The organism is Caldimonas thermodepolymerans (assembly GCF_015476235.1).
GTDB classification, from domain to species: Bacteria; Pseudomonadota; Gammaproteobacteria; order Burkholderiales; family Burkholderiaceae_C; genus Caldimonas; species Caldimonas thermodepolymerans.
On record NZ_CP064338.1, the window covers coordinates 1,479,939 to 1,504,819 of the forward strand.

25 protein-coding genes, 1 tRNA gene and 1 other RNA gene are annotated in these 24,881 nt (G+C 68.3%); 15 read left to right on the forward strand and 12 right to left on the reverse strand.

Annotated elements, in window-relative coordinates; all coding sequences use genetic code 11:
- Together nirD and nirB are read right to left on the reverse strand one after the other, a co-directional pair.
- Complete coding sequence (gene nirD, locus IS481_RS07080) at positions 1 to 357, reverse strand: nitrite reductase small subunit NirD (RefSeq protein ID WP_104358146.1); 357 nt, start codon at positions 355 to 357, stop codon at positions 1 to 3.
- Between the two features lie 16 nt (positions 358 to 373).
- The gene (gene nirB, locus IS481_RS07085) at positions 374 to 2,818 is read right to left on the reverse strand and encodes a nitrite reductase large subunit NirB (protein WP_104358145.1); all 2,445 of its coding nucleotides are present in this window, start codon (positions 2,816 to 2,818) and stop codon (positions 374 to 376) included.
- A gap of 699 nt (positions 2,819 to 3,517) precedes the next feature.
- On the opposite strand from nirB, the gene IS481_RS07090 reads away from it, so the two are divergent.
- The gene (locus IS481_RS07090; protein ID WP_232529494.1) at positions 3,518 to 4,456 is read left to right on the forward strand and encodes a GGDEF domain-containing protein; all 939 of its coding nucleotides are present in this window, start codon (positions 3,518 to 3,520) and stop codon (positions 4,454 to 4,456) included.
- Here the strand turns inward: IS481_RS07090 and IS481_RS07095 are convergent.
- From IS481_RS07095 to IS481_RS07135, 9 genes are all read right to left on the reverse strand, one after another.
- A complete protein-coding gene (locus tag IS481_RS07095; protein WP_104358143.1) occupies positions 4,435 to 5,283 on the reverse strand; it encodes a sulfite exporter TauE/SafE family protein in 849 nt (282 codons plus the stop codon). The genes IS481_RS07090 and IS481_RS07095 overlap by 22 nt on opposite strands.
- A complete protein-coding gene (locus tag IS481_RS07100) occupies positions 5,247 to 5,720 on the reverse strand; it encodes an EVE domain-containing protein (protein WP_104358142.1) in 474 nt (157 codons plus the stop codon). Before IS481_RS07100 ends, IS481_RS07095 begins: the two co-directional genes overlap by 37 nt.
- A gap of 10 nt (positions 5,721 to 5,730) precedes the next feature.
- Positions 5,731 to 5,914: non-coding RNA, 6S RNA (gene ssrS / locus IS481_RS07105), on the reverse strand.
- A 25-nt stretch (positions 5,915 to 5,939) separates the two neighbouring features.
- Entirely contained in the window at positions 5,940 to 6,266 is a 327-nt protein-coding gene (locus IS481_RS07110; RefSeq protein ID WP_104358141.1) for a cell division protein ZapA, read from the reverse strand.
- Positions 6,263 to 6,490: a cell division protein ZapB gene (locus tag IS481_RS07115; protein WP_104358140.1), complete on the reverse strand. Its 228-nt coding sequence runs from the start codon at positions 6,488 to 6,490 to the stop codon at positions 6,263 to 6,265. Before IS481_RS07115 ends, IS481_RS07110 begins: the two co-directional genes overlap by 4 nt.
- A 109-nt stretch (positions 6,491 to 6,599) precedes the next feature.
- Entirely contained in the window at positions 6,600 to 7,244 is a 645-nt protein-coding gene (gene nth, locus IS481_RS07120) for an endonuclease III (RefSeq protein ID WP_104358139.1), read from the reverse strand.
- Between the two features lie 21 nt (positions 7,245 to 7,265).
- Positions 7,266 to 7,934, reverse strand: a complete 669-nt coding sequence (gene rsxB, locus IS481_RS07125; protein WP_104358138.1) for an electron transport complex subunit RsxB — start codon at positions 7,932 to 7,934, stop codon at positions 7,266 to 7,268.
- Positions 7,935 to 7,995: 61 nt separating this feature from the next.
- On the reverse strand, positions 7,996 to 9,237 hold the full coding sequence (locus IS481_RS07130; protein WP_104358137.1) for a polyhydroxyalkanoate depolymerase: 1,242 nt from the start codon (positions 9,235 to 9,237) through the stop codon (positions 7,996 to 7,998).
- A gap of 245 nt (positions 9,238 to 9,482) precedes the next feature.
- A complete protein-coding gene (locus tag IS481_RS07135) occupies positions 9,483 to 10,682 on the reverse strand; it encodes an amino acid aminotransferase (protein WP_104358136.1) in 1,200 nt (399 codons plus the stop codon).
- Positions 10,683 to 10,797: 115 nt separating this feature from the next.
- Between IS481_RS07135 and uvrB the strand changes: the two genes are divergently transcribed.
- The 12 genes from uvrB (at position 10,798) to IS481_RS07195 (ending at position 21,338) form a co-directional block, all read left to right on the forward strand.
- Complete coding sequence (uvrB, locus tag IS481_RS07140) at positions 10,798 to 12,885, forward strand: excinuclease ABC subunit UvrB (RefSeq protein WP_104358135.1); 2,088 nt, start codon at positions 10,798 to 10,800, stop codon at positions 12,883 to 12,885.
- A gap of 210 nt (positions 12,886 to 13,095) precedes the next feature.
- Positions 13,096 to 13,611, forward strand: a complete 516-nt coding sequence (locus tag IS481_RS07145) for a low molecular weight protein-tyrosine-phosphatase (RefSeq protein WP_104358134.1) — start codon at positions 13,096 to 13,098, stop codon at positions 13,609 to 13,611.
- A gap of 136 nt (positions 13,612 to 13,747) precedes the next feature.
- Complete coding sequence (gene iscR / locus IS481_RS07150; protein WP_104358133.1) at positions 13,748 to 14,278, forward strand: Fe-S cluster assembly transcriptional regulator IscR; 531 nt, start codon at positions 13,748 to 13,750, stop codon at positions 14,276 to 14,278.
- A 90-nt stretch (positions 14,279 to 14,368) separates the two neighbouring features.
- A complete protein-coding gene (locus IS481_RS07155; RefSeq protein ID WP_104358132.1) occupies positions 14,369 to 15,589 on the forward strand; it encodes an IscS subfamily cysteine desulfurase in 1,221 nt (406 codons plus the stop codon).
- Between the two features lie 23 nt (positions 15,590 to 15,612).
- Entirely contained in the window at positions 15,613 to 16,002 is a 390-nt protein-coding gene (gene iscU, locus IS481_RS07160) for a Fe-S cluster assembly scaffold IscU (protein ID WP_104358131.1), read from the forward strand.
- A gap of 17 nt (positions 16,003 to 16,019) precedes the next feature.
- Positions 16,020 to 16,343, forward strand: coding sequence for an iron-sulfur cluster assembly protein IscA (iscA, locus tag IS481_RS07165; protein ID WP_104358226.1), 324 nt, complete (start codon positions 16,020 to 16,022; stop codon positions 16,341 to 16,343).
- A 31-nt stretch (positions 16,344 to 16,374) separates the two neighbouring features.
- Positions 16,375 to 16,905, forward strand: coding sequence for a Fe-S protein assembly co-chaperone HscB (gene hscB / locus IS481_RS07170; protein WP_232529496.1), 531 nt, complete (start codon positions 16,375 to 16,377; stop codon positions 16,903 to 16,905).
- Positions 16,906 to 16,950: 45 nt separating this feature from the next.
- On the forward strand, positions 16,951 to 18,807 hold the full coding sequence (gene hscA, locus IS481_RS07175; RefSeq protein ID WP_104358129.1) for a Fe-S protein assembly chaperone HscA: 1,857 nt from the start codon (positions 16,951 to 16,953) through the stop codon (positions 18,805 to 18,807).
- 45 nt (positions 18,808 to 18,852) lie between these two features.
- Positions 18,853 to 19,191: an ISC system 2Fe-2S type ferredoxin gene (gene fdx / locus IS481_RS07180; protein WP_104358128.1), complete on the forward strand. Its 339-nt coding sequence runs from the start codon at positions 18,853 to 18,855 to the stop codon at positions 19,189 to 19,191.
- Between the two features lie 30 nt (positions 19,192 to 19,221).
- Positions 19,222 to 19,944 (forward strand): DNA polymerase III subunit epsilon, encoded by a 723-nt coding sequence (dnaQ, locus tag IS481_RS07185; RefSeq protein ID WP_104358127.1) that lies wholly within the window; start codon positions 19,222 to 19,224, stop codon positions 19,942 to 19,944.
- A 58-nt stretch (positions 19,945 to 20,002) separates the two neighbouring features.
- A tRNA-Val gene (locus IS481_RS07190) sits at positions 20,003 to 20,077 on the forward strand.
- 463 nt (positions 20,078 to 20,540) lie between these two features.
- Positions 20,541 to 21,338: a hypothetical protein gene (locus tag IS481_RS07195; RefSeq protein WP_104358126.1), complete on the forward strand. Its 798-nt coding sequence runs from the start codon at positions 20,541 to 20,543 to the stop codon at positions 21,336 to 21,338.
- 21 nt (positions 21,339 to 21,359) lie between these two features.
- Here the strand turns inward: IS481_RS07195 and IS481_RS07200 are convergent, their stop codons facing one another.
- Positions 21,360 to 21,815: a helix-turn-helix domain-containing protein gene (locus IS481_RS07200; RefSeq protein ID WP_104358125.1), complete on the reverse strand. Its 456-nt coding sequence runs from the start codon at positions 21,813 to 21,815 to the stop codon at positions 21,360 to 21,362.
- 919 nt (positions 21,816 to 22,734) lie between these two features.
- On the opposite strand from IS481_RS07200, the gene IS481_RS07205 reads away from it, so the two are divergent.
- Entirely contained in the window at positions 22,735 to 24,138 is a 1,404-nt protein-coding gene (locus tag IS481_RS07205) for a TIGR03013 family XrtA/PEP-CTERM system glycosyltransferase (RefSeq protein WP_165908593.1), read from the forward strand.
- 90 nt (positions 24,139 to 24,228) lie between these two features.
- Entirely contained in the window at positions 24,229 to 24,837 is a 609-nt protein-coding gene (locus IS481_RS07210; protein ID WP_232529498.1) for an XrtA/PEP-CTERM system exopolysaccharide export protein, read from the forward strand.
- The last annotated feature ends 44 nt before the right edge of the window (positions 24,838 to 24,881 follow it).

Genomic DNA, 24,881 nt, shown 5'->3' on the forward strand with positions numbered 1-24,881 from the left:
TCATGCGGCGTCCTTCACCGCGTCGACCGCGACCGTGCGCAGCTCGTCCAGGTCCAGGTAGACCTGGACGGCCTCGACCTTCACGCTGAAGCTCGGGGTGCAGCCTTCGTCCGGGGCCTGCGCGCAGCCGCTGTCCAGGCCGATGGTCCAGTTGTGCAGTGGGCAGGCGACGCTGCGGCCGAACACGATGCCCTGCGACAGCGGCCCCCCCCTGTGCGGGCAGCGGTCCAGCAGCGCGAAGACCTGGTCCTCGGCATTGCGGAACACGGCAACGGGGTCGCCTTCCGGGCGCACGACGCGGCGTGCGCCGGTCACGGGGATGTCGTCGAGACGGCAGACGGCTTTCCAGGTGGTCATGGCGGGCTCCTTGCGGTCAGACGGTCAGCGGGTCGAACTGGCGCGTGTCGACGCGCGCCTTGTCGAACTCGGACCAGGGATCGGGCTCGCCGTCGAGCGCGAACTGCAGGCGCTCCCACAGCGCCTTGCGGCCCTCGTGGTCCTCGAGCACGCGCCGCTTGACGTAGTCCAGCCCCACGCGGGCAATGAAGTGCACGGTGCGTTCCAGGTACCAGCCTTTCTCGCGGTACAGCTGCAGGAAGGCGCCGCAGTACTCCAGCACCTCGGCGGGCGTCCGCACCTTGCAGAAGAACTGCGCCACCTCGGTCTTGATGCCGCCGTTGCCGCCGACGTGGATCTCCCAGCCCGAATCCACGCCGATCACGCCGACGTCCTTGATGCCGGCCTCGGCGCAGTTGCGCGGGCAACCGCTGACGGCCAGCTTGACCTTGTGCGGGGCGTACATGCGCCACAGCGCGCGTTCCAGGTCCTTGCCCATCTGCGTGCTGTCCTGGGTGCCGAAGCGGCACCATTCGCTGCCCACGCAGGTCTTCACGGTGCGCAGCGCCTTGGCGTAGGCGTGGCCCGAGGGCATGCCCAGGTCGCGCCAGACATGCACCAGGTCCTCCTTCTTCACGCCGAGCAGGTCGATGCGCTGGCCTCCGGTGACCTTGACCGTGGGGATGCGGTACTTCTCGACCACGTCGGCGATGCGGCGCAGTTCGTCGGCCGTGGTCTCGCCGCCCCACATGCGCGGCACCACCGAGTAGCTGCCGTCCTTCTGGATGTTGGCGTGCGAGCGCTCGTCGATGAAGCGCGACTGCGGGTCGTCCTGCGCCTCCTTGGGCCAGGTGCTGATCAGGTAGTAGTTCACCGCGGGGCGGCAGCTCGCGCAGCCGTCGGGCGTGCGCCATTCGAGGAAGCGGTAGACATCGGCGATGGTCAGCAGCCGGTGCTCGCGGATCGCCCGGCGCACCTCGTCGTGGCTGCGGTCGGTGCAGCCGCACATGGCCTTCTTCGTCGGAGTGGCGGAATAGTCGCCCCCGGCCGTGAACATCAGCAGCTGCTCGACCAGGCCGGAGCAGGAGCCGCACGAGGCGCTGGCCTTGGTGTGCCTGCGCACGTCCTCCAGCGTGAACAGGCCCTTCTCCTTGATCGCCTTGCAGATCGTGCCCTTGGTCATGCCGTTGCAGCCGCACACTTCGTCGCTGTCGGCCATCGCCGCGGCCCGGTTGTGGCCTTCGTGGCCGGCATCGCCGATGTGCGACTCGCCGAACATCAGCCGGTCGCGGATGTCGGCCACCTTGCGGCCCTCGCGCAGCAGCTTGAAGTACCAGGCGCCGTCGACCGTGTCGCCGTACAGGCAGGCGCCGACCAGCCGGTCGTCCTTGAGCACGAGCTTCTTGTACACGCCGCCGGCCGGATCGCTCATCACGATCTCCTCGGTGTCGGCGCTGCCCATGAAGTCGCCCGCCGAGAACAGGTCGATGCCGGTCACCTTCAGCTTGGTCGAGACCTGCGATCCGGTGCAGCGGCCGATGCCGAACTCGGCCAGGTGCGTCGCGCACACCTTGCCCTGCTCGAACAGCGGCGCGACCAGCCCGTAGGCGATGCCGCGGTGCGCCGCGCATTCGCCGACCGCGTAGATGCGCGGATCGGTGACGGTCTGCATCGTGTCGGTGACGACGACGCCGCGCTGGCAGTGCAGCCCGATCTTCTCGGCCAGTTCGGTGTTGGGCCGGATGCCCGCGGCCATCACCACCAGGTCGGCCGGCACTTCGCTGCCATCCTGGAAGCGTACCGCCTTCACGCGGCCGGCCAGGCCACCGTCGCGGTCGCCGATCAGCGCGGCCGTCTGCGTGCCCATGCGGAACTCCAGCCCGCGCGCCTCCAGCGACTGCTGCAGCAGTTTCGCGGCCGTCTCGTCGAGCTGGCGTTCCATCAGCCAGGCGTGCAGGTGCACCACCGTGACCTGCATGCCGCGCCGCAGCAGCCCGTTGGCCGCCTCCAGCCCCAGCAGGCCGCCGCCGATCACCACCGCGTGCCGGTACTTGCGCGCCGCCTCGATCATCGCGTGGGTGTCCTCGATGTCGCGGTAGGCCATCACGCCTTCGAGGTCCTTGCCCGGTACCGGCAGGATGAAAGGCGTGGAGCCGGTGGCCAGCAGCAGCCGGTCGTACGCCGCCGTGGTGCCGTCTTCGGCGATGACGATGCGCCGGCGACGGTCCACGTCCACCACCTTCCTGCCCAGGTGCAGCGTGATGCCGTGCTCGTCGTACCAGGCTAGCGGGTTCAGCACGATCTCGTCCAGCGTCTGTTCGCCGGCCAGCACCGGCGACAGCAGGATGCGGTTGTAGTTGGGATGCGGTTCGGCGCCGAAGACGGTGATCTCGTAGAGGTCGGGTGCGATCTTCAGCAGTTCCTCGATCGTGCGCACGCCGGCCATGCCGTTGCCGACCATCACCAGTTTTCTCTTGTCCATATACGCTGAGCTCCAGATAGCGCGCGAGGCGCGTCATGCCATGCACGGTCCGGTGGCCCGCACATGCCATCCACGGGTCCTGCCCTTCCTCGCCGGGCGGCGGCCAGGGCAGGGGGGCCAGGCCTGCGCACCGCGTTGTGCGCATGACCGGCGCAGCCGGTTGCCTGGTCGGGGTGCAGCGTCACACCCGGGGCGGTTCAAGCAACGTCCATGCCACCAACGCCCCATGCGGGCACATCCATGCGCTGCCAAGGGGCGGCCTGCGGGCGTGCCGTGCCGCGCTGGTGAGGCGCGCGCCGGCGACACACCGACCTGGTGCCGGGGTGTGCCGTGTCGTGGTGCAGCCTGGCCAAGGGGGTGGCGCCGTCGCACCGTCCTGGGTCACGGTGTCGCGTGCAGCGCCGCTTGTGCGCTATGCGTAGCACACCCCTGGCCTGCGGGGGCAAAGCCCGTGCGTTTTTTGCGCCGCGGGCGGGGGGGCGTGTGCGAATGCGGTGGCTTGGGGAGAAAATCACTGCCGATCATGCCCCACGATAGTGAACTCCTTCCGGACTGCGCGGCCGCCACGCGGACGCTGCGGACCTGCTGATCGACATGGAACAGCCGCTACGCCTCTCGCCCCACGAGGACGCACCGCACGGCGGTGGGGACGGCCGTTCCCGCGTTTCCGGCCTGCCTGATCAGGAGTTGCTCGGCGCCTTGCTGGCCGCTGCCGAACAGATCCCTTCCGGCATCTACGTGAAGGACGATCAGGGCCGCTACCTCTACGCCAATGCGGCGGCTGCCCGGCTGCTCGGCACCACGCCGGCACAGGTGCTGGGACGCACCGACGGCGAGCTGCTGCCCGACGAGCATGCCGTCGCGTTGCGGGCCGCCGACCAGGCGGCCCTGTCGCAGCAGCGGCTCGTGCTGCGCGACGACAAGCTGCCCGAAGCGGGCGGCGGCGTGCTGGAAGTGCAGGCGGCGCGCCTGCCGCTGGCCGACGGACGGCTGTGCGGCGTGTGGACCGACCTGACCGAGCTGCGGCGCGCCCAGGGCCAGCTGCGCCGCGCGCTGAACCAGCTCGAGATCCAGCAGCGCCAGAACGAGGAGCTGCGCCAGGAACTGCGCGACCAGGCCGTGCGCGATCCGCTCACGGGCGTCTACAACCGCCACCACTTCGACGAGCAGCTGCGTCGCGAGGTCGACCTGTCGATGCGCGAACACCGCGAGTTCGCGCTGGTCTATGTGCAGGTCGATGCCTATGCGGATTTCGTCGCCCGGCACGGCATGGCCGCGGGCGAGCGGGTGCTGCAGGCGGTGGGTCAGCTGCTGCGCAGCAACACGCGAGCGATGGACGCGCCGTGTCGCCTGGGCGAGGACCGCTTCGCGGTGCTGCTGTCGGGCGTCGGCCTGGCGACAGCGCACACCCGCATGGAGAGCGTGCGGCGCCAGTGCGAGGCGCACATCGTGATGCTGGAAGGCGCGGAGTTGCGCTTCACGGTCTCGATGGGCGTGGCGAGCTTCCCGCACACCACGCAGGACCGCGAAGCCTTGCTCAGGGCCGCCGAAGGCGCGCTCGAGCAGGCCCGGCGTCGCGGCAGCAACTGCGTGATGCCGGCGACGATCCCGTTCACTCAGCCGGCCAGGCCCTTGTAGAGCATGTAGGCGGCCAGCAGGTACAGCACGCAGGCGAAGGCGCGCTTGAGCTGCCTGACGTTCATCGCGTGCGCGGCCTTCGCCCCGAGCGGCGCGAACAGCACGCTGGCCACCACGATCACGCACAGCGCCGGCAGGTAGAGATAGCCCATCGCGCCGGGCAGGGGGCTGGGCAGGTTCCAGCCGCCCACCACGTAGCCGACGGTGTTGGCCAGCGCGATCGGGAAGCCCAGAGCCGCGCTGGTGGCCACGGCGTTGTGCATCGGCACGTTGCACCAGGTCATGAAAGGCACCGAGACGAACCCGCCGCCGGCACCCACCAGCCCGGACAGGAAGCCGATGCCGCTGCCCACCGCGGTCTGGCCGAGCGGTCCCGGCATCTGGCGCGACGGCGCCGGCTTCTTGTCGAGCAGCATCTGCGTGGCCGAGAAGCCCACGAACAGCGCGAACAGCAGGGCCAGCCACGCGCCCTTGAGTGCGGCAAACACGCCGGCGCCGGCGATCAGACCGCCGATCACGATGCCCGGGCCCATGCCGCGCACCAGGTCCCAGCGCACCGCACCGCGCTTGTGGTGCGCACGCACGCTGGAGATCGAGGTGAACAGGATGGTCGACATCGAGGTGGCGATGGCCATCTTGACCGCCAGTCCGTCGGCCACGCCGCGGTGGGACAGGATCAGCGTCAGGAACGGCACCATCAGCATGCCGCCACCGATGCCCAGCAGGCCGGCCAGGAAGCCGGTGAACGAACCGAGCACCAGCAGCTCGGCGACAAACTGCCATTCGAGATTCAAGCGGACTCCAGCAAGGACAGCACGGCACGCCATTCCTCGGGCGTGACCGGCGTGATCGACAGACGGTTGCCCGGGCGCAGCACCTGCATCGTGGCCAGCGCAGGCGTCGCACGCATTTCCTTGAGCGGCAGCAGCCGGGTCTTGCGCACCAGCTTCACGTCCACGTGCACCCAGCGCGGCGCTTCAGGCGACGACTTCGGGTCGTGGTAGGGACTGCCGGGATCGAACTGCGTGGCATCCGGATAGGCCGTGGAGGCGACCTCCGCGATGCCGGCAATGCCGGGCTCGGGGCAGGAGGAATGGTAGAACAGCACGCCGTCGCCGATGCGCATCGCATCGCGCATGAAGTTGCGCGCCTGGTAGTTGCGCACGCCGGTCCACGGCACCTGCTGGCCCGGGGCGCGTGCAAGATCGTCGATCGAGCACTCGTCGGGCTCGCTCTTCATCAACCAGTACCGGGGGGAGGGCATGCCAGGGAAACAGGTGTCCGTCACGAGCCGAGAGCCGCATTCCTGAACCCAGGGGTTCAGGTGGGCGAGGTCAGTCCGACTTCGGGTTCGTCTGACGCGAGACGATCGCACCAGAAGGACGATGTTCCAAGCCCTTGCTCACAGGAGCATCGGTTCAAGGAAATATAAAGCTCCCGCGAACGCGACGGACAGGATGCATTCTACGCCCGCGGGCGTCGCTCAGAGCAGTTGCCCGTCCTGCCCGAGGGCTTCGTCGATGCGACGGATCAGCGCCGCGATATCGTGCTGGGTGGTCGTGCCGGCCGCCGCGGTGTCCTGGGCCGGGGCCGGCGCGCGCGGCGGCGTGGGCCGCTCGGCCAGCTCGTAGGCGATGTTGAGCGCCGCCAGCACCGCGATGCGTTCGCGCGCCTTGACCTTGCCGGCATCGCGGATCGCGCACATCTCGCGGTCGACATGGTTGACCGCTTCCAGCAGGGCCGCCTCGCCTCCCTCGGCGCAGCCGAGGATGTAGCTCTGTCCCATGATCGTGACTTCGATCTGCTTCATCCGGCCTCCTTGTCGCTGGGATCGGGAACGGCGAGCGGCTCGGGCAGGCGCTCGAGCAGCGCGTCGATGCGGGCCCGCGCGGCGTTCAGGCGCGAGCGCAGGCTGTCCCGCTCGGCCGTCATGCCCGCGAGCTGCTGTTCCAGCAGGGCGTTGGTCCGCTGCAGTTCCTCGTAGCGCACCAGCAGGCGTTCCACGCGTTCCACGAGTTCGTCGATCTGTGACATGGCAGGCCGTCCTCTGCGGCCATTGTAGAGCGCGCTTTCCCGGCCCGGCCGTCGGGGCTCGCCCGCATGCCGGCCTGGCCCGACCGACGGCCCCGCCGACCGGACGGGCTCAGGCGTCGGGCGGCGGCGTCTTGGGCTTGAAGTCGCAGTAGCGCGCCACCTGGCATTTCCAGCACTGCGGCTTGCGCGCGAGGCAGACGTAGCGCCCGTGCAGGATCAGCCAGTGGTGCGCGTGCACCAGGTACTGGGGCGGCACGCGGCGCAGCAGCTTGAGCTCGACCTGCAGCGGCGTCTTGCCGGGCGCCAGCCCGGTGCGGTTGCTGACCCGGAAGATGTGGGTGTCCACCGCCATCGTCGGCTCGCTGAACGCGACGTTGAGCACCACGTTGGCGGTCTTGCGGCCCACGCCGGGCAGCGCCTCCAGCTCCTCGCGGGTGCGCGGCACCTCGCCGCCGTGCCGCTCGATCAGGATGCGGCAGGTCTCCAGCAGGTGCTTGGCCTTGCTGCGGTACAGCCCGATGGTCTTGATGTACTCGCACAGTCCGTCGTAGCCCAGCTCGAGGATCTGCTGCGGGGTGTTGGCCACCGGGAACAGCCGCCGCGTCGCCTTGTTGACGCCGGCGTCGGTGGCCTGCGCCGACAGCAGCACCGCGGTGAGCAGCTCGAAGGGGGTGCTGTACTCGAGCTCGGTCCGGGGTTCGGGGTTCGCCGCCTGGAGCGTGGCGAAGAAGGGTTCGATGTCCTGCACGCGCATGGCCGCGCAGTGTAGCGGCGCTCAGCCGGCCTTGCGCATGCGCTCGCGTGCGCGGGCCAGCGCGGCCTCGATGACGGCGCGCTTGCGGTCCAGCTCCTGCGGGTCGGTGAGCTTCGATTCCTCCGCCAGGTGCTCCAGCTTGTGCTGCGCCTTGGCCGCCAGGCGCTCCTCGTGCTCGCGCCGGTCGCGTTCGACGCGCTGGCGATGGAAGGCGTAGCGCTCGCGGGCCTGCGCGGCCTGTTCCGGACTCCAGGCCTGCCAGCCGGTGCGTCCGGGCGTCGCGTCCACCAGCGCGATGCAGTCGACCGGGCACACCGGCACGCACAGCTCGCAGCCGGTGCACAGCGGCCCGACGACGCTGTGCATCAGCTTGTTCGCGCCGACGATGGCGTCCACCGGGCAGGCCTTGATGCACAGCGTGCAGCCGATGCACCAGGCCTCGTCGATCACCGCCAGCTTGCGCGGGCCTTCCTGCCCGCATTCCGGGTCGAGGTCCGCGACGGGGCGCCCCGTCAGTGCCGCGAGCCGGGCGATGCCTTCCGCGCCGCCGGGCGGGCAGCGGTTGATCGCCGCCTGCCCCTGTGCGATGGCTTCGGCGTAGCTGCGGCAGTCGGGGTAGCCGCAGCGGGTGCACTGCGTCTGGGGCAGCAGGGCGTCGATCGCGTCGACACTGACGGGAGGCTGGGACATCGGGAGGTTCTGAAACGACAAAGGCGCCACGACGGGCGCCAATGTACCGCGTCCGGGCCGCTCACCTGTCGTGTCGGGCGATGAAGTCGCGCACCACGGGGTAGACCTTCTCGCGCCAGCGCCGGCCGGAGAAGATGCCGTAGTGGCCGGCGCCTTCGACCACGTAGTGCGGCTGCTCCTTCTTCGGGATGCCGGTGCACAGGTCGTGCGCCGCGCGCGTCTGCCCCGCGCCGGAGATGTCGTCCAGCTCGCCCTCGATGGTCAGCAGCGCGGTGGCCTTGATGTCCTGGGGGCGCACCAGCTCGCCGCGCACGCGCCAGGTGCCGTTGACCAGCGCGAAGTCCTGGAACACCGTCTTGATGGTGTCGAGGTAGTACTCGGCCGGCATGTCGAGCACCGCGTTGTACTCGTCGTAGAACCTGCGGTGGGCCTCGGCGCTGTCGCCGTCGCCGCGCACCAGGTCGAGGAAATAGTCGTAGTGCGAGCTGACGTGCCGGTCCGGGTTCATCGCGACGAACCCGGTGTACTGCAGGAAGCCCGGGTAGACGCGCCGGCCGGCACCGGGGTAGTTCGGCGGCACCCGGTAGATCACGTTGTTCTCGAACCACTCGTAGCTGCGCGTCGTGGCCAGGTTGTTGACCGCGGTCGGGCTCCTGCGGGCGTCGATCGGCCCGCCCATCATGGTCATCGAGCGGGGCGTCTGCTCGCCGCGCGTGGCCATCAGCGAGATCGCGGCCAGCACCGGCACGGTGGGCTGGCACACCGACATCACGTGCACGTGCGGGCCGATGTGGCGGATGAACTCCTGCACGTACTCCACGTAGTCATCCAGGTGGAAGGGGCCGACCTCCGCCGGCACCATGCGCGCGTCGATCCAGTCGGTGATGTAGACCTTGTGGTCGCGCAGCAGCATGCGCACCGTGTCGCGCAGCAGGGTCGCGTGGTGTCCCGATAGCGGCGCCACCACCAGCACGGTGGGCTGGTCCTTCATCTTGGGCAGCAGCTTCGGGTCGTCGGTGAAGCGCTTGAAGCGCAGCAGCCGGCAGAAGGGCTTCTCCAGTGCGACGCGTTCCTGCACCGCCACGTCCACGCCGTTGACCTGCACCGAGGTGATGTCGAACGGCGGCTTCTCGTACTCCTTGGCCAGCCGGTGCAGCAGGTCGAAGCCCGCGGCGATGCGCTCGGCCCCGAAGGCGTGCGTGAAGGGCGACAGGGGGTGGCTGTAGAGCTTGGCCGAGGCGCTGGCGAACTCCGAGAACGGCGTCAGCAGCGCGCGCTGGGTTTCGTAGATCTGGTACAGCATCGTCGGTCCCTTTCCAGCCCCAGGGCTGCAGCACGGATTCGGGCTCATGCAAGACGCATGCGCGGCCCGTGTGCATTTGTTGCAATGCACCATTCTATGGAGGCTGCGGCCCCCGTGCACTCCGGGTCGGGCGCAGAAACCCTCGATTCCGGGAATTTCCCAGGGGGGGGGGATGGTGGCGGAGCGTCCGGGCATGAAAAATGGGGCCGAAGCCCCATTTCCCGATCCGGTGCGGTGCGCCGTGCTCAGCAGACCTTGGCGATCGCCTGGGCGACGTAGTCCAGGTTCTTGCTGTTGAGCGCCGCCACGCAGATGCGGCCGGAATCCACGCCGTAGACGCCGAACTCGCTGCGCAGGCGCTGCATCTGCTCCTTGGTCAGGCCCGAGTAGCTGAACATGCCCTTCTGCTGGGTGATGAAGCCCATGTCCTGCTTGACGCCGGCGGCCTTCAGCTTCTCGACCAGCGCCGCACGCATCTGCTTGATGCGCTGGCGCATGCCGGCCAGTTCCTCCTCCCACAGCTGGCGCAGCTCGGGAGAGGTCAGCACGGTGGCGACCACCTGGGCACCGTGGGTCGGCGGGTTGGAGTAGTTGGTGCGGATCACGCGCTTGAGCTGGCTCAGCACGCGGTCGGCCTCTTCCTTGCTGGCTGCGACCACGCTCAGGGCGCCGACGCGCTCGCCGTACAGCGAGAAGCTCTTGGAGAACGAGGTCGAGACGAAGAAGTCCAGGCCGGCGTCCAGGAACAGGCCGATCACCGCGCCGTCTTCCGCGATGCCTTCGCCGAAGCCCTGGTAGGCCATGTCGAGGAAGGGCACCAGGTTGCGCGCCTTGATCGCCTCGACGACCTGCTTCCACTGCTCGGGGGTCAGGTCGTAGCCGGTGGGGTTGTGGCAGCAGGCGTGCAGCACGACGATGGTGCCGGCCGGCGCGGCGTTCAGCGCGGCCAGCATGCCTTCGAAGTTGATGCCGCGCTTGGCCGCGTCGTAGTAGGGGTAGGTGCCGACGGCAAAGCCCGCCGCCTCGAACAGCGCGCGGTGGTTTTCCCAGCTCGGGTCGCTGATCAGCACCTGCGCGCCGGGGTTGATCTTCTTGAGGAAGTCGGCCCCGACCTTCAGGCCGCCGGTGCCGCCCAGGCCCTGCACGGTGGCGATGCGGCCGCCCTTGACCGCCTCGCTGTCGGCGCCGAACACCAGGCCCTGCACGGCCTTGTCATAGGCGGCGATGCCGTCGATGGGCAGGTAGCCGCGCGCCTTGGGGGCCTCCAGCAGCTGCTTTTCGGCCGCGGCCACGCACTTGAGCAGCGGCAGCTTGCCGTTGTCGTCGTAATAGACGCCCACGCCCAGGTTCACCTTGTTGGGGTTGGGATCGGCGTTGAATTGTTCGTTCAGGCCCAGGATCGGGTCGCGAGGGGCCATTTCGACCGCGGCGAAAAGCGAGGCCATGGGTAGTCAGTCCTTGTCAGTGGAGTGGCGCGGGCAGTTGGGCTAATCTAGTCGGCTTCCCTTGCCGCCCGTGGGCAAGGGATAACCCGCATTTTAGGCGCATGCCCAGGACTCCATGACAGAAGCTCTGACGGAAGTCGTGTCACTGGACGAGAACAAGTTCGTCCGCTTCCCGGATTCACCGTTCCAGCTCTACCAGCCGTATCCGCCGGCCGGCGACCAGCCCACCGCGATCGAGCAGCTGGTCGAGGGGGTGCGCGACGGGCTGTCGTTCCAGACCCTGCTGGGCGTGACCGGCTCGGGCAAGACCTACACGATGGCCAACGTGATCGCCCGGCTGGGCCGTCCGGCCATCGTGTTCGCGCCGAACAAGACGCTCGCCGCGCAGCTGTACAGCGAGTTCCGCGAGTTCTTCCCGCGCAACGCGGTCGAGTACTTCGTCAGCTACTACGACTACTACCAGCCCGAGGCCTACGTCCCGCAGCGCGACCTGTTCATCGAGAAGGACAGCTCGATCAACGAGCACATCGAGCAGATGCGGCTGTCGGCGACCAAGAGCCTGCTGGAGCGCCGCGACGTGGTGATCGTGGCCACGGTCAGCGCGATCTACGGTATCGGCAAGCCCGAGGACTACACGCAGATGCGGCTGATCGTGCGCACCGGCGACCGCCTGGGGCAGCGCGACCTGATCGCCCAGCTGATCCGCATGCAGTACACCCGCAACGAGATGGACTTCGGACGCGGCACCTTCCGCGTGCGTGGCGACACCATCGACGTGTTCCCCGCCGAACACTCGGAGCTGGCGCTGCGCATCGAGCTGTTCGACGACGAGATCGAATCGCTGGCGCTGCTGGATCCGCTGACCGGGCGCATCGTGCAGAAGATCCCGCGCTTCGTGGTCTACCCGTCGAGCCACTACGTGACGCCGCGCGAGCAGGTGCTGCGCGCGATCGAGGGCATCAAGGAGGAGCTGCGCCAGCGCCTGGACGAGCTGGTCAAGGCCGGCAAGCTGGTCGAGGCGCAGCGTCTGGAGCAGCGCACCCGCTTCGACCTGGAGATGCTGCAGGAGGTGGGGCACTGCAAGGGCATCGAGAACTACTCCCGGCACCTCTCGGGTGCCAAGCCTGGCGAGCCGCCGCCGACCCTGGTGGACTACCTGCCGCCCGACGCGCTGATGTTCCTCGACGAAAGCCACGTGCTGATCGGCCAGCTGGGCGGCATGTACAACGGCGACCGGGCGCGCAAGGAGGTGCTGGTCGAGTACGGCTTCCGCCTGCCGTCGGCGCTGGACAACCGGCCGCTGAAGTTCGAGGAGTTCGAGCGCAAGATGCGCCAGGCAGTGTTCGTCTCCGCGACCCCGGGCGACTACGAGAAGCTGCACGCCGGGCAGGTGGTCGAGCAGGTGGTGCGCCCCACCGGCCTGGTCGACCCGGTGGTCGAGGTGCGCCCGGCCACTCACCAGGTGGACGACGTGCTGCAGGAGATCCGCGAGCGGGTCGAGGCCAACGAGCGGGTGCTGATCACCACGCTGACCAAGCGCATGGCCGAGCAGCTGACCGACTACCTGGCCGACAACGGGGTCAAGGTGCGCTACCTGCACTCGGACATCGACACCGTCGAGCGTGTCGAGATCATCCGCGACCTGCGCCTGGGCACCTTCGACGTGCTGGTGGGCATCAACCTGCTGCGCGAGGGCCTGGACATCCCCGAGGTCTCGCTGGTGGCCATCCTGGACGCCGACAAGGAAGGCTTTCTGCGCGCCGAGCGCTCGCTGATCCAGACCATCGGCCGGGCCGCGCGCAACGCCAACGGCAAGGCCATCCTGTACGCCGACCGCATCACCGACTCGATGCGCCGCGCGATCGAGGAGACCGAGCGCCGCCGCGCCAAGCAGCTGGCCTACAACCAGGCGCACGGCATCACCCCGCGCACCGTGCAGAAGCAGGTCAAGGAGCTGATCGACGGCGTCTACTCGCAGGACGCGTCCCGCGGAGCGGCCCGGGCGGCCGAGGAGGTGGCGCGGGTCGAGGCGCTGTCCGAGAAGGACCTGGGCAAGCGCGTCAAGCAGCTCGAGAAGCAGATGCTCGAGTACGCGCGCAACCTGGAGTTCGAGAAGGCCGCCCGCGTGCGCGACCAGCTGGCCATGCTCAAGCAGCAGGCCTTCGGTGCGGGCGGCGGGGACAACGTCGCCGCCGCCGGTTGAGGCCGCCCCGCTCCGGCGCGGCCCCGCACCTGCCGGGCGCAGCGGCTGGCCCCTTGAACTCTGGCGTGGTTGCCTTACCTTGAAGGGTTGGACCGTCACGCGGTTCGCAGCCGCGCAGACCGGGGACGCCGATGAGGGCACCGCAGACGACCACGTCGGATTTGGCCCGTACGCCTGGCGCAGGGCGCCGGCAGCCTAGACTTGTGCCCCATGAAGTTGTTCAAGCCGTCTTCCCGCGTTTCCGTCCTGTTTGTCTGCATGGGCAACATCTGCCGCTCGCCGACCGCCGAAGGGGTGTTCCGGCGCCTGGTCGAGCAGGCAGGCCTGCGGTCGCAGGTGCTGGTCGATTCGGCCGGCACGCACGACTACCACGTCGGCGAGCCGCCGGACGAGCGGGCCCAGCAGCATGCGGCCCGGCGCGGGTACGACCTGCGCGGGCTGCGGGCCCGGCAGGTCTGCGCCCGGGACTTCGAACGCTTCGACCTGCTGCTGGCCATGGACTGGGCCAACCTGGCCGTCCTCGAAGCGGCCTGCCCGCCCGAGCACCGCCACAAGCTGCGCCGCCTGATGGAGTTCGCCACGCGGCACCGGCACGACGTGGTGCCCGACCCCTACTACGGGGGGCCGCAGGGCTTCGAGACGGTGCTGGACTACCTCGAGGACGCCTGTGCCGGGCTGCTGACCCACCTGCTGGAACGCCGCGTGCTGGTCTCAGGAACTTCCTGACCAAAACTTGACCAAAAAACTAGGCTTCAGGTAAAATTCGAGTAAATCAGTCGGAAACAACCGAGGGTTCACCCGGGCCACAAGCTGTTTGGGTTCAACACTTCAGCGCGCAGCTGAAAGCTTTAAGGAGCTTGCCATGCGTCTCACCACCAAAGGCCGCTTTGCCGTCACCGCCATGATCGATCTAGCCCTGCGGGAGCATCAGGGGCCGGTGGCGCTGGCCGCGATCAGCCAGCGGCAACAGATTTCGCTGTCCTATCTCGAGCAGCTGTTCGGGAAGCTGCGTCGGCACGAGCTGGTGGAGAGCACCCGAGGTCCTGGCGGCGGGTATTCGCTGGGCCGCAAGGCCGAGGAGATCACCGTGGCCGACATCATCGTGGCGGTGGACGAGCCGATCGACGCCACCGGCTGCGGCGGCAAGGAAAACTGCATGAGCGACCAGGGTCGTTGCATGACGCACGACCTGTGGGCGAGCCTGAATGCCAAGATGATCGAGTACCTGGACTCCATCACGCTGAAGAAGCTGGTGGAGGACCAGCTGGCCCGCGGCATCTCGATCGAGGAGCAGCCGGTCAAGCGCGCGATTTCCAGCCAGCCGGTGGTCAAGCCGATCAAGGTCAACGCGCCGAACTCGGTGTTCGCGCTCGGCAACGCATTTTCCAAGTAAGGGCTCGCGGCGGTGCGATCCGCCGCGTGCCGTTTTCGGGTTTTCTGCTTTTCTGCCAGCCGGGGCCGCAAGGCTCCTGACGCAAGCAACATGGACATGACGCCTCACTTCCCCATCTACATGGACTACGGCGCCACCACGCCGGTCGATCCGCGCGTGGTCGACGCCATGATTCCCTGGTTGCGCGAGCATTTTGGCAACCCGGCCTCGCGCAGCCACGCCTGGGGATGGGAGGCGGAGGAAGCCGTCGAGAAGGCGCGTGCGCAGGTCGCCGACCTGATCGGCGCCGACCCGCGCGAGATCATCTGGACGTCCGGCGCCACCGAATCCGACAACCTGGCCCTGAAGGGGGCGGCGCACTTCTACAAGGGCAAGGGCAAGCACATCATCACGGTCAAGACCGAGCACAAGGCGGTGCTGGACACCTGCCGCGAGCTCGAGCGCCAGGGCTTCGAGGTCACCTACCTCGACGTCCAGGAAGACGGCCTGCTCGACCTCGACCGCTTCCGGGACGCGCTGCGCCCGGACACCATCCTGGTGTCGGTGATGTTCGTCAACAACGAGATCGGCGTGATCCAGGACATCGCGACGATCGGGGCGATGTGCCGCGAGCGCGGGATCATCTTCCACGTCGATGCGGCGCAGGCCACCGGCAAGGTCGAGATCGACCTGTCGAAGCTGCCGGTCGACCTGATGAGCCTGGCCTCGCACAAGACCTACGGCCCGAAGGGCATCGGCGCGCTGTACGTGCGCCGCAAGCCGCGCGTGCGCCTGGAACCGCAGATGCACGGCGGCGGCCACGAGCGCGGCCTGCGCTCGGGCACGCTGCCGACGCACCAGATCGTCGGCATGGGCGAGGCCTATCGCATCGCCAAGGAAGAGATGCACACCGAGCTGGAGCGCATCCGCGGCCTGCAGCGCCGCCTGCTGGACGGCATCATGGGCATCGAGCAGGTGTTCATCAACGGCAGCCTGGAACACCGCGTGCCGCACAACGTCAACGCGTCCTTCAACTTCGTCGAAGGCGAGTCCCTCATCATGGGCATCAAGGGCATCGCCGTCTCGTCCGGTTCGGCCTGTACCTCGGCCAGCCTGGAGCCCAGCTACGTGCTGCGCGCGCTCGGCCGCAGCGACGAACTGGCGCACTCGTCGCTGCGCATGACCATCGGCCGCTTCACGACCGCAGAGGAGATCGACTACGCCGTTGCCACGCTGAAGGACCGTGTTGCCAAGCTGCGCGAGCTCTCCCCGCTGTGGGAGATGTACAAGGACGGCATCGACCTGAACGCCATCCAGTGGACCGCGCACTGATCAAGCAGTAGTAGGAGATTGACATGGCATACAGCGAGAAGGTGATCGACCACTACGAGAACCCCCGCAACGTCGGTTCGTTCGACAAGAGCGACGACACCGTCGGGACCGGCATGGTGGGCGCGCCTGCGTGCGGCGACGTGATGAAGCTGCAGATCAAGGTGAATCCCGAGACCGGCGTCATCGAGGACGCCCGCTTCAAGACCTACGGTTGCGGGTCGGCGATCGCCTCCAGCTCCCTGGTGACCGAATGGGTCAAGGGCAAGACGCTGGACGAGGCGATGCAGATCAAGAACACGCAGATCGCCGAAGAGCTGGCCCTGCCGCCGGTGAAGATCCACTGCTCGATCCTGGCAGAGGACGCCATCAAGGCGGCCGTGCAGGACTACAAGGCCAAGAAGGCGGTCGCTTGATGAACGGGTCGGACGCCATGGCGGTGACATTGACCGAAGCGGCAGCGCGACATGTGCAGAAGTACCTCGCCAAGCGAGGCAGGGGCATCGGCGTGCGTCTGGGCGTGAAGACCACCGGCTGTTCCGGCCTGGCCTACAAGCTCGAGTACGCCGACGCCGTGGCGCCCGAGGACCATGTCTTCGAGGGCCACGGGGTCAAGGTGCTGGTCGATCCCAAGAGCCTGCCGTACCTCGACGGCACCGAACTCGATTTCGTGCGCGAAGGGCTGAACGAGGGCTTCCGCTTCAACAACCCCAACGAGAAGGACCGTTGCGGATGCGGCGAGTCGTTCCGCGTGTGAGGGGATGGGGCCGGCTGCTGCAGGAGCGGTCGTGACTGGCTCGCTCCGGCTCGATCTCGACGATTTCGAACTGTTCGACCTGCCGCGGCGCTTTGCCGTCGAGCCGGCGCTGCTGGACGAACGGTGGAAGGCGCTGCAGGCGCAGGTGCACCCGGACCGCTTCGCCGCGCAGGGCACGGCCGCCCAACGGGTGGCGATGCAATGGGCCGTGCGCGTCAACGAGGCCTACCAGCGGCTCAAGCACCCGCTCAAGCGCGCGGCGTACCTGTGCGAGCTGAACGGCGCGCCGGTGCAGGCCGAGAGCAACACCGCCATGCCGGCCGACTTCCTGATGCAGCAGATGGCCTGGCGCGAGGCCCTGGACGAGGCGCGGGACGAGGACGCCCTTGACGCGCTGGCCGCCCAGGTGCGCGCCCGGCGCCGCGAGATGCTCGAGGCCCTGCGCGAGTGCATCGACGAACGCCACGACTACGCGGCGGCGGTGCAGCAGGTCAGAGCCCTCATGTTCATCGAGCGCTTTGCCGAAGAGGTCGATCGCCGGCTCGACGCCCTGGGACAATGAAGCGGTAAGGACCCGGCCGGCCCCGGCCGCGCGAAGCACAAGATCATGGCATTGCTACAGATTTCCGAGCCCGGACAGTCGCCTGACCCGCACCAGCGGCGCATCGCGGTCGGCATCGACCTGGGCACCACCCATTCCCTCGTCGCGGCCATCCGCAACGGGGTGCCCGAGTGCCTGCCCGACGACCGCGGCCGCGTGATCCTGCCGTCCGCCGTGCGCTACCTGGGCGAGGGCCGGCGCCAGATCGGCTTCGACGCGCTCGCCGAGCAGGCCAACGACCCCGAGAACACCATCGTCTCGGTCAAGCGCTTCATGGGGCGCACCGTGGCCGACGTGCAGGGGCGCGAGCGCCTGCCGTACCGCTTCGTCGACGCACCGGGCATGCTGCAGATCGACACGCGCGAAGGGCCCAAGTCGCCGGTCGAGGTGTCGGCCGAGATCCTCGCGACGCTGCGCTACCGTGCCGAGGACACCTTCGGCGAGGACCTGTTCGGCGCGGTGATCACGGTGCCGGCCTACTTCGACGACGCGCAGCGCCAGGCGACCAAGGATGCGGCCCGGCTGGCCGGCCTGGAGGTGCTGCGGCTGATCAACGAACCTACCGCCGCGGCCATCGCCTACGGCCTGGAGAACGGCTCCGAGGGCCTCTATGCGGTGTACGACCTCGGCGGCGGCACCTTCGACATCTCGCTGCTGCGCCTGACCAAGGGCGTGTTCGAGGTGGTCGCCACCGGCGGCGACTCGGCGCTGGGCGGCGACGACTTCGACGCCGCGCTGGCCCAGTGGGCGCTGCAGCAGGCCGGCGTCGAGGTGCAGTCGCCCACCGACAAGCGCGCGGTGCTGGTGGCCGCGCGCGCCGTGAAGGAAGCACTGTCGTCCGCCACGTCCGCGCCGATGGCCTTCAGGATCGGCGAGCGTGACGTCGAGCTGACGGTCACGCGCCAGCAGTTCGAGCAGCTCACCGCGCCGCTGGTGCAGCGCACGCTGGCCGCGGTGCGGCGCGTGCTGCGCGACGCCCAGGTCGGGCGCGACGAGGTGCAGGGCGTCGTGATGGTCGGCGGCTCGACCCGCATGCCCTGCGTGCAGGTGGCGGTCGGCGAGTTCTTCGGCCGCGAGCCGCTCACCAATCTCGACCCGGACCAGGTCGTCGCGCTCGGCGCGGCGGTGCAGGCCAACGCGCTGGCCGGCAACAAGGAAAACGGGGAGCTGCTGCTGCTCGACGTGATCCCGCTGTCGCTGGGGCTGGAGACCATGGGCGGGCTGGTCGAGCGCATCGTGCCGCGCAACAGCACGATCCCGACCGCGCGTGCGCAGGACTTCACGACCTACCAGGACGGCCAGACCGCGATGGCGATCCACGTCGTGCAGGGCGAGCGCGAGCTGGTGTCCGACTGCCGTTCGCTGGCGCGCTTCGAGCTGCGCGGCATCCCGCCGATGGCCGCCGGCGCGGCGCGCGTGCGGGTCACCTTCCAGGTCGATGCCGACGGGCTGCTCAACGTCTCGGCGCGCGAGCTGACCTCCGGCGTCGAGGCCTCGGTGGCGGTCAAGCCGAGCTACGGACTGAGCGACGAGGAGATCGCCCGCATGCTGCAGGACAGCTTCTCGACCGCCGAGGAGGACATGAAGACGCGCGCGCTGCGCGAGGCGAGGGTGGAGGCCGACCGCCTGCTGCTGGCCACGCGCACCGCGCTGGAGCGCGACGGCGACCTGCTCACGCTCGAGGAGCGGCACAAGATCGACCGGCTGATGGAAGAGCTGGGTGCGCTGGCGGGCCAGGACGACCACCGGGCCATCGAGGCGGCCACCGAGCGGCTGGCCAAGGGCACGGAAGCGTTTGCGGCCGAGCGCATGAACCGCAGCATCCGGCAGGCCCTGGCCGGCCGCCGCGTCGAAGAAGTCTGAGGCGCCAGGCCACGCACGCCGCGGCGCGATCCACGAGAACCCCACATGCCCAAGATCAAGATCCTGCCTCACAGCGAGTACTGCCCGCAGGGCGCGGAGATCGAAGCTCCGGCCGGCACCTCGATCTGCGAGGCGCTGCTCGACCACGACATCGAGATCGAGCACGCCTGCGAGATGAGCTGCGCGTGCACCACCTGCCACGTGATCGTGCGCCAGGGCTATGAGTCGCTGAACGAGCCCGACGAGAACGAGGAGGACATGCTCGACCGCGCCTGGGGGCTGGAGCCGCAGTCGCGCCTGTCGTGCCAGGCCATCCTGGCCAACCAGGACGTGACGATCGAGATTCCCAAGTACTCGATCAACCACGCCAAGGAAAAGCACTGAGCCGCGCCGCCCGCACCCGATAATCGCGCCATGACGCGACAGATCTTTTTCGACACCGAAACCACCGGCCTGAGCCCCGAAGGGGGTGACCGCATCGTCGAGATCGGTTGTGTCGAGATGGTGGACCGGCGCCTGACCGGCAACAACAAGCACTACTACCTGAATCCGGAGCGGCCCAACAGCGAGGACGCGGTGAAGATCCACGGCCTGACCGACGAATTCCTGGCCGACAAGCCGGTGTTCGCGGCGATCGCCGACGAGCTGCTCGAGTACCTGGCCGGCGCCGAGATCATCATCCACAACGCGAGCTTCGACGTCGGCTTCCTGGACGCCGAGCTCAGGCGCCTAGGCAAGCCCAAGTTCGAGACCTACGTCGCGGGCATCACCGACAGCCTGCTGATGGCCCGCGAGATGTTCCCGGGCAAGTCGAACTCGCTGGACGCGCTGTGCAAGCGGCTGGAGGTCGACAACTCCAACCGCACGCTGCACGGCGCGCTGCTGGACGCGGGACTGCTGGCCGAGGTCTACATCAAGATGACCCGCGGGCAGGAGTCGCTGGTCATCGAGGCCGAGGAAGACGCCACCCAGGAAATCGTGGTGGAGAAGATCGACCTCACGCAGTTCAGCCTGCCGGTGCTGTGCGCGAGCGACGCCGAGGTGCAGGCCCACGAGGCGGTGCTGGCGGACCTGGACAAGTCCTCCGGCGGCAAGACACTGTGGAGGCAGTTGCCGAGCGAAAAAGTTATGGCATAATCTTGGTTTTCCTGATCTGTGCGACGACGCAATCGTCGCCGAACGGAAAACCGGATCAGGGTGGTTAGCTCAGTGGTAGAGCACTGCCTTCACACGGCAGGGGTCGCAGGTTCGAACCCTGCACCACCCACCAACAAGATCAAGCACTTGGACGGCCCTTCGGGGCCGTTTTTGTTTGCTGGTGCAAATCCTGGTGCATGGCACCGAGGCGCTCACGTGGGCGCCGAGCCCGATCGCCTCGGGGAATGCCAATCAGGGGGGCGGGTGCGCGCGCGCTGCAGGCACGCCGCCGCTGTACAGGTGGCGGGCGGTGACCACGTCGCGCAGGGTGACGCGGCGGACGTCGGAAGTGCTGTACAGGTCAGGTGGGCGTTGATCGCCGGCGCGACGGCCAGCCGGTCGGCCGGCATCGTGCGGACTTGCTCGGCAGGTGAGTGACGACGCACCTTTGTCTCCTTTCGGGGTGTCGGATCGCTTTAAACGCCGTGTTTGTCAGCAAGTCAACACAGTGTGTACATTTGGTGCGGCAGCGAGGCGTCCATAGAATCCCGTGACGACCGTGTGCGCCTTGCGCCCGGCGTCGTAAAGGAGGGTCCATGCGCCGACTGCTGATGTGCGCCAGCGCTGTGTTGGCATCGCTGATGATGGCCGCCTGCGGTGGCGGCGATGACTGCGAGGCGGGCACCCCGCCTTTTGCCAGCGTGGACCCGCCGGTCTGCGATGGTGGTGACAGTGGTGGTGGCGGTGGCGGCGGATCGTCGCAGTCTGCCGAGGGCTTCTGGGTGGGGAACGCCGGGCAGTACGCCTTCCGGGCGCTGGTCACCGAGGACCGCCAGATCTGGGCCTTCTACGCGCGCGGCGGTGTCGTCGAGGGCGTGGTTCAGGGGACGGTGACCTACTCGCCAAGCGGCTTCTCGGGCAACGGTTTCGACTACAACCTGCCCCTGGTGGCGCGTACAGGCGTGACGATCTCAGGCACGGCGCGCGAGCGGCAGAGCATGGAAGGCGCGGTGCGGCTGCCGAGCTCGACGATCACCTTCTCGGGCTCCTACGACAGCAGCTACGACTCGCCGCCGGCCGATGCCACAGGCACCTGGCAGGTCCGCGCGGCCTCGGCGTCCGGCACCGTGACGACGACGGTGACGGTCGGCTCGGATGGCTCGGTCAGCGCGACGACGCCGTACTGCTCAGGCACGGGCACGCTCACGGTGCGCAGCTCGGGCAAGGGGGTGTACAACCTGGCGGTGACCTTCGACGGCGCGTCGTGCGAGTTCGATGGCCAGACGCTCGGTGGCGTGGTGGTCGTGCGCAACACGGGATCGGGGCAGGAGATGGTCGCCGCGGCGCTGCTGCCTGATCGATCCACCGGCTTCTTCGCGATCGGCACCCGCTGATCGCATCTGCCGCCGCGGTTCTCAGCGCCTGGCGCGTGGCGCTTCGCGCTGCGTGCAGGCTTCGTGCGCCTCGGCGAGCTTGTCGAGTGCGGCCAGAAACCTGTCTCGCCGCGCCGAGATGTGTGGGCCGGTGGCGCGCTCGATCTTGTAGCGGATGTACTCAAGCACCTCGTGCCTGGCCTCCGGTCCGAGGCTGCGCAGTGCTTCGTCAATGACCAGCGCCTGACCTGCCAGCGGCTGGGCCGTCGACGCGTGCGCATCGCCTTCCCCGGTCAAGATCCACTGCGCCGAGCACCCAAAGGCAGCCTCGGCTTGCAGGGCGCCTTCCTTGGACACGCCGCGGCGCTTCCAGTTGGTGAGCGTCTGCCTTGACACGCCCATGCGGCGGCCCAGGCCAGCAAAGTCGATCACCGGTTGTTGATCGAACTGCGTGACCTGACGCGCGTACTCGAGCAGCCGCTTCACGGATTCGTGCATGCCCGGGATTGTTCTCCATCTGAACAGTCAACAGCTTGTTTATACACGCCATGTTTACAACCGCATAAACGCCGTGTTTAGATTGTGGGGAGCGTGACCACGCAGCACTCATCGATCGGCTGAGCGGCCCCGCCAAGGTCGCAGAGGCGCTCGGCCTGGACAAGCGGAGAGGGGCGGGGTACCCAGCGCGTGGTCAACTGGAAGGTCCGGAGCATCCCTGCACGGGTCAAGCTCGAGCCCCCGACCTGTTCCTGGTGACCAAGGACGCGCCCGCTGACCATGCGGCGGTAGTCCAGCCTGCACATGCGGAGTGAGCGCGTCATGTGCATGTCCGCAGGTCAACTCGCTGCCAGCCGGGCGCGCACGGCGTGCCGAGCCGATGCGCTCGCGCCACACCTCGACGCGCCGTTCGGTCGGGTTCGGCCACTCATGGATGACCGTGATCACGGCCCACGCGGACGTGCTGGCGGCAGGTAGCTGGTGCTCGATGGCGCCGCGGCAGGAAACGTCGCTGCACCACCCGCCAGACACCTCAGCACGAACGGCCCGCAACAGCGGGCCGTTCGTCCTTCTGCGGCGGGCGTTGGCCGGCACCTGGCGACACCCGGGTGCGTTCGAATCGCGTCTTCTTCCTTTTGCGGATCGCGACGGTGTGCGCCAGGCGCCGGCGTCCCGCGTCGCGGGCAGCGGGCGGGGTGACGCCCCATCGGCCTGCGCAGGTGCAGTGCTGGTGCGGGCTGGCGGGCCGCGGCCGGCGCACGGGCGCGTCCTTGGCGCGATGGAGAACCCCTTACCTGAGGGGGGCACTACACCCATTCGCAGGATTGTCCCTCCTGACCGGATAGGCAGAATCAGTTGCATCGGTTGCACCTGTTTACCAGGTGAGTACGCGCTATCCGCCATATCCCGGGAGGACACGATGAAGGTGTTCCGGCTCTTTCATCACCACGTTGCCCTGTCCACGCTGTTGGAGCTGTTTGCCGACAGCCTGCTGTGTTTTCTGGCGGCGCTGTTCATCGCGTCCGCCCTGCACATGGTGCCCAACGGTGGTGATGCCCTGGCCCAGTCCGGCATGGTCTGGCTGGCCGGCGGGTTTGCCGCGGTGATGCTGCTGCTGTATGCGTCGGTCGGCCTGTATCGTCGCGGCACCCGCTCGATGGGCCTGGGCACGCTGATCCAGCGCGCCATGCTCGCCATCGCCCTGGGGGCCTGCATCACCTACCTCCTGTTCGATTCGGTGGCCGGCGAGGCGTCTCCGGGCTACGTGGTCGGCCTGGCCATGGTGTACCTGCTGGTGGGCCTGGTCGTCGTGCGGGCCGTGATCTACATGGTGCAGAAGGCCGTCGGCGTGCCGCGCGTGCTGATCATCGGCACCGGCGAGGATGCCCAGGCCGTGGCGCGCGACCTGGCGACCCACAGCCGCATCGAACGCCAGGTCGTCGGCTTCTATCCGACCACCGAACGCACCGAAGGCATGCGCCCCGACCAGCGCGTGTTCTCGCGCGACCGTTCGATCGAGGAGATCGTTGCCGAGCACGACATCGACGAGATCATCGTCGCGGTGCGTGAGCAGCGCGGTGGCGCGCTGCCGATGGACCAGCTGCTGGCCTGCCGCATCGCCGGCACGCCGATCCTGGACCTGGCCGGCTTCTACGAACGCGCCCGTGCCGAAGTGCCCATCGACAGCCTCAAGGCCAGCTGGCTGATCTACAGCCAGGGCTTCGTGCAGGGGCCGGCGCGTCGCTTCGCCAAGCGCGCGTTCGACATCGTCACCTCGGCGACGCTGCTGCTGCTGACCTCGCCCATCATGCTGCTGACGGCGATCGCGATCCGCCTGGACAGCCCGGGACCGATCATCTACCGCCAGGAGCGTGTCGGCCTGGGCGGCCGCACCTTCATGTGCCTGAAGTTCCGCAGCATGACGGTCGACGCCGAAAAGGACGGCGTGGCGCGCTGGGCCTCGCAGAACGACTCGCGGGTCACGCGCGTGGGCGCCTTCATCCGCAAGACCCGCATCGACGAGTTGCCCCAGCTGCTGAGCGTGCTCAAGGGCGAAATGAGCATGGTCGGTCCGCGCCCTGAGCGTCCCAGCTTCGTGCAGCAGCTGCGCGAGCAGATCCCCTTCTACGACCTGCGTCACAGCGTCAAGCCGGGCGTGACGGGCTGGGCCCAGGTGCGCTACAGCTACGGCGCTTCGGTGGAGGACGCGCGCCGCAAGCACCAGTACGACTTGTACTACGTGAAGAACAACTCGCTGTTCCTCGACATCCTGGTGCTGATCGAAACGGTCAGCGTGGTGCTGTTCCGCGAAGGGTCGCGCTGATCGCGACGCCCGCGTGACGGTTGCGACGTACAGGCTCCGGCTCAGAAAGGTTGCTTTCCCATGGTTACCCCACAACGTTCACTGACTTCCATGCGTGCAGGTCTCATCGCTGTTCTTGCTGCCTTCATCGCCCTGCTTGCCGGCTGCGGCAGCATCGGCAACTACCCGCCGGCGCCCGCCGTCGTCGATGCGCCCGATCATCGCTACAAGATCGGTGCGCTGGACACGCTCAACATCGTGGTCTGGCGCAACCCCGAGCTGTCGACCACGGTCACCGTACGTCCGGACGGCCGCATCTCGACGCCGCTGGTCGAGGACGTGATGGCGGCCGGCCGCGACCCGGCCGACCTGGCGCGCGAGCTCGAGAAGGTGCTGTCGAAATACATCCGTGACCCGGTCGTGACCATCGTCGTCAGCGGCTTCCAGGGCACGTTCTCCGAGCAGATCCGCATCGTCGGCGAGGCGGCGCGTCCGCAGGCCGTGCCGTACCGCCAGAACATGACCATCCTGGACGTGATGATCCAGGCCGGCGGGCTGACCGACTTTGCCGACGGCAATGGGGCGGTGCTGGTGCGCGGCGCCGAAGGCGGCAAGCAGTACAGCCTGCGCCTGAACGACCTGCTCAAGCGCGGTGACATCTCGGCCAACGTCGGCGTGATGCCGGGCGACATCATCATCGTGCCGCAAAGCTGGTTCTGAAGGCGGTACGGCGGCATGCACCGCAACGGCGATGCCGAGTGCCT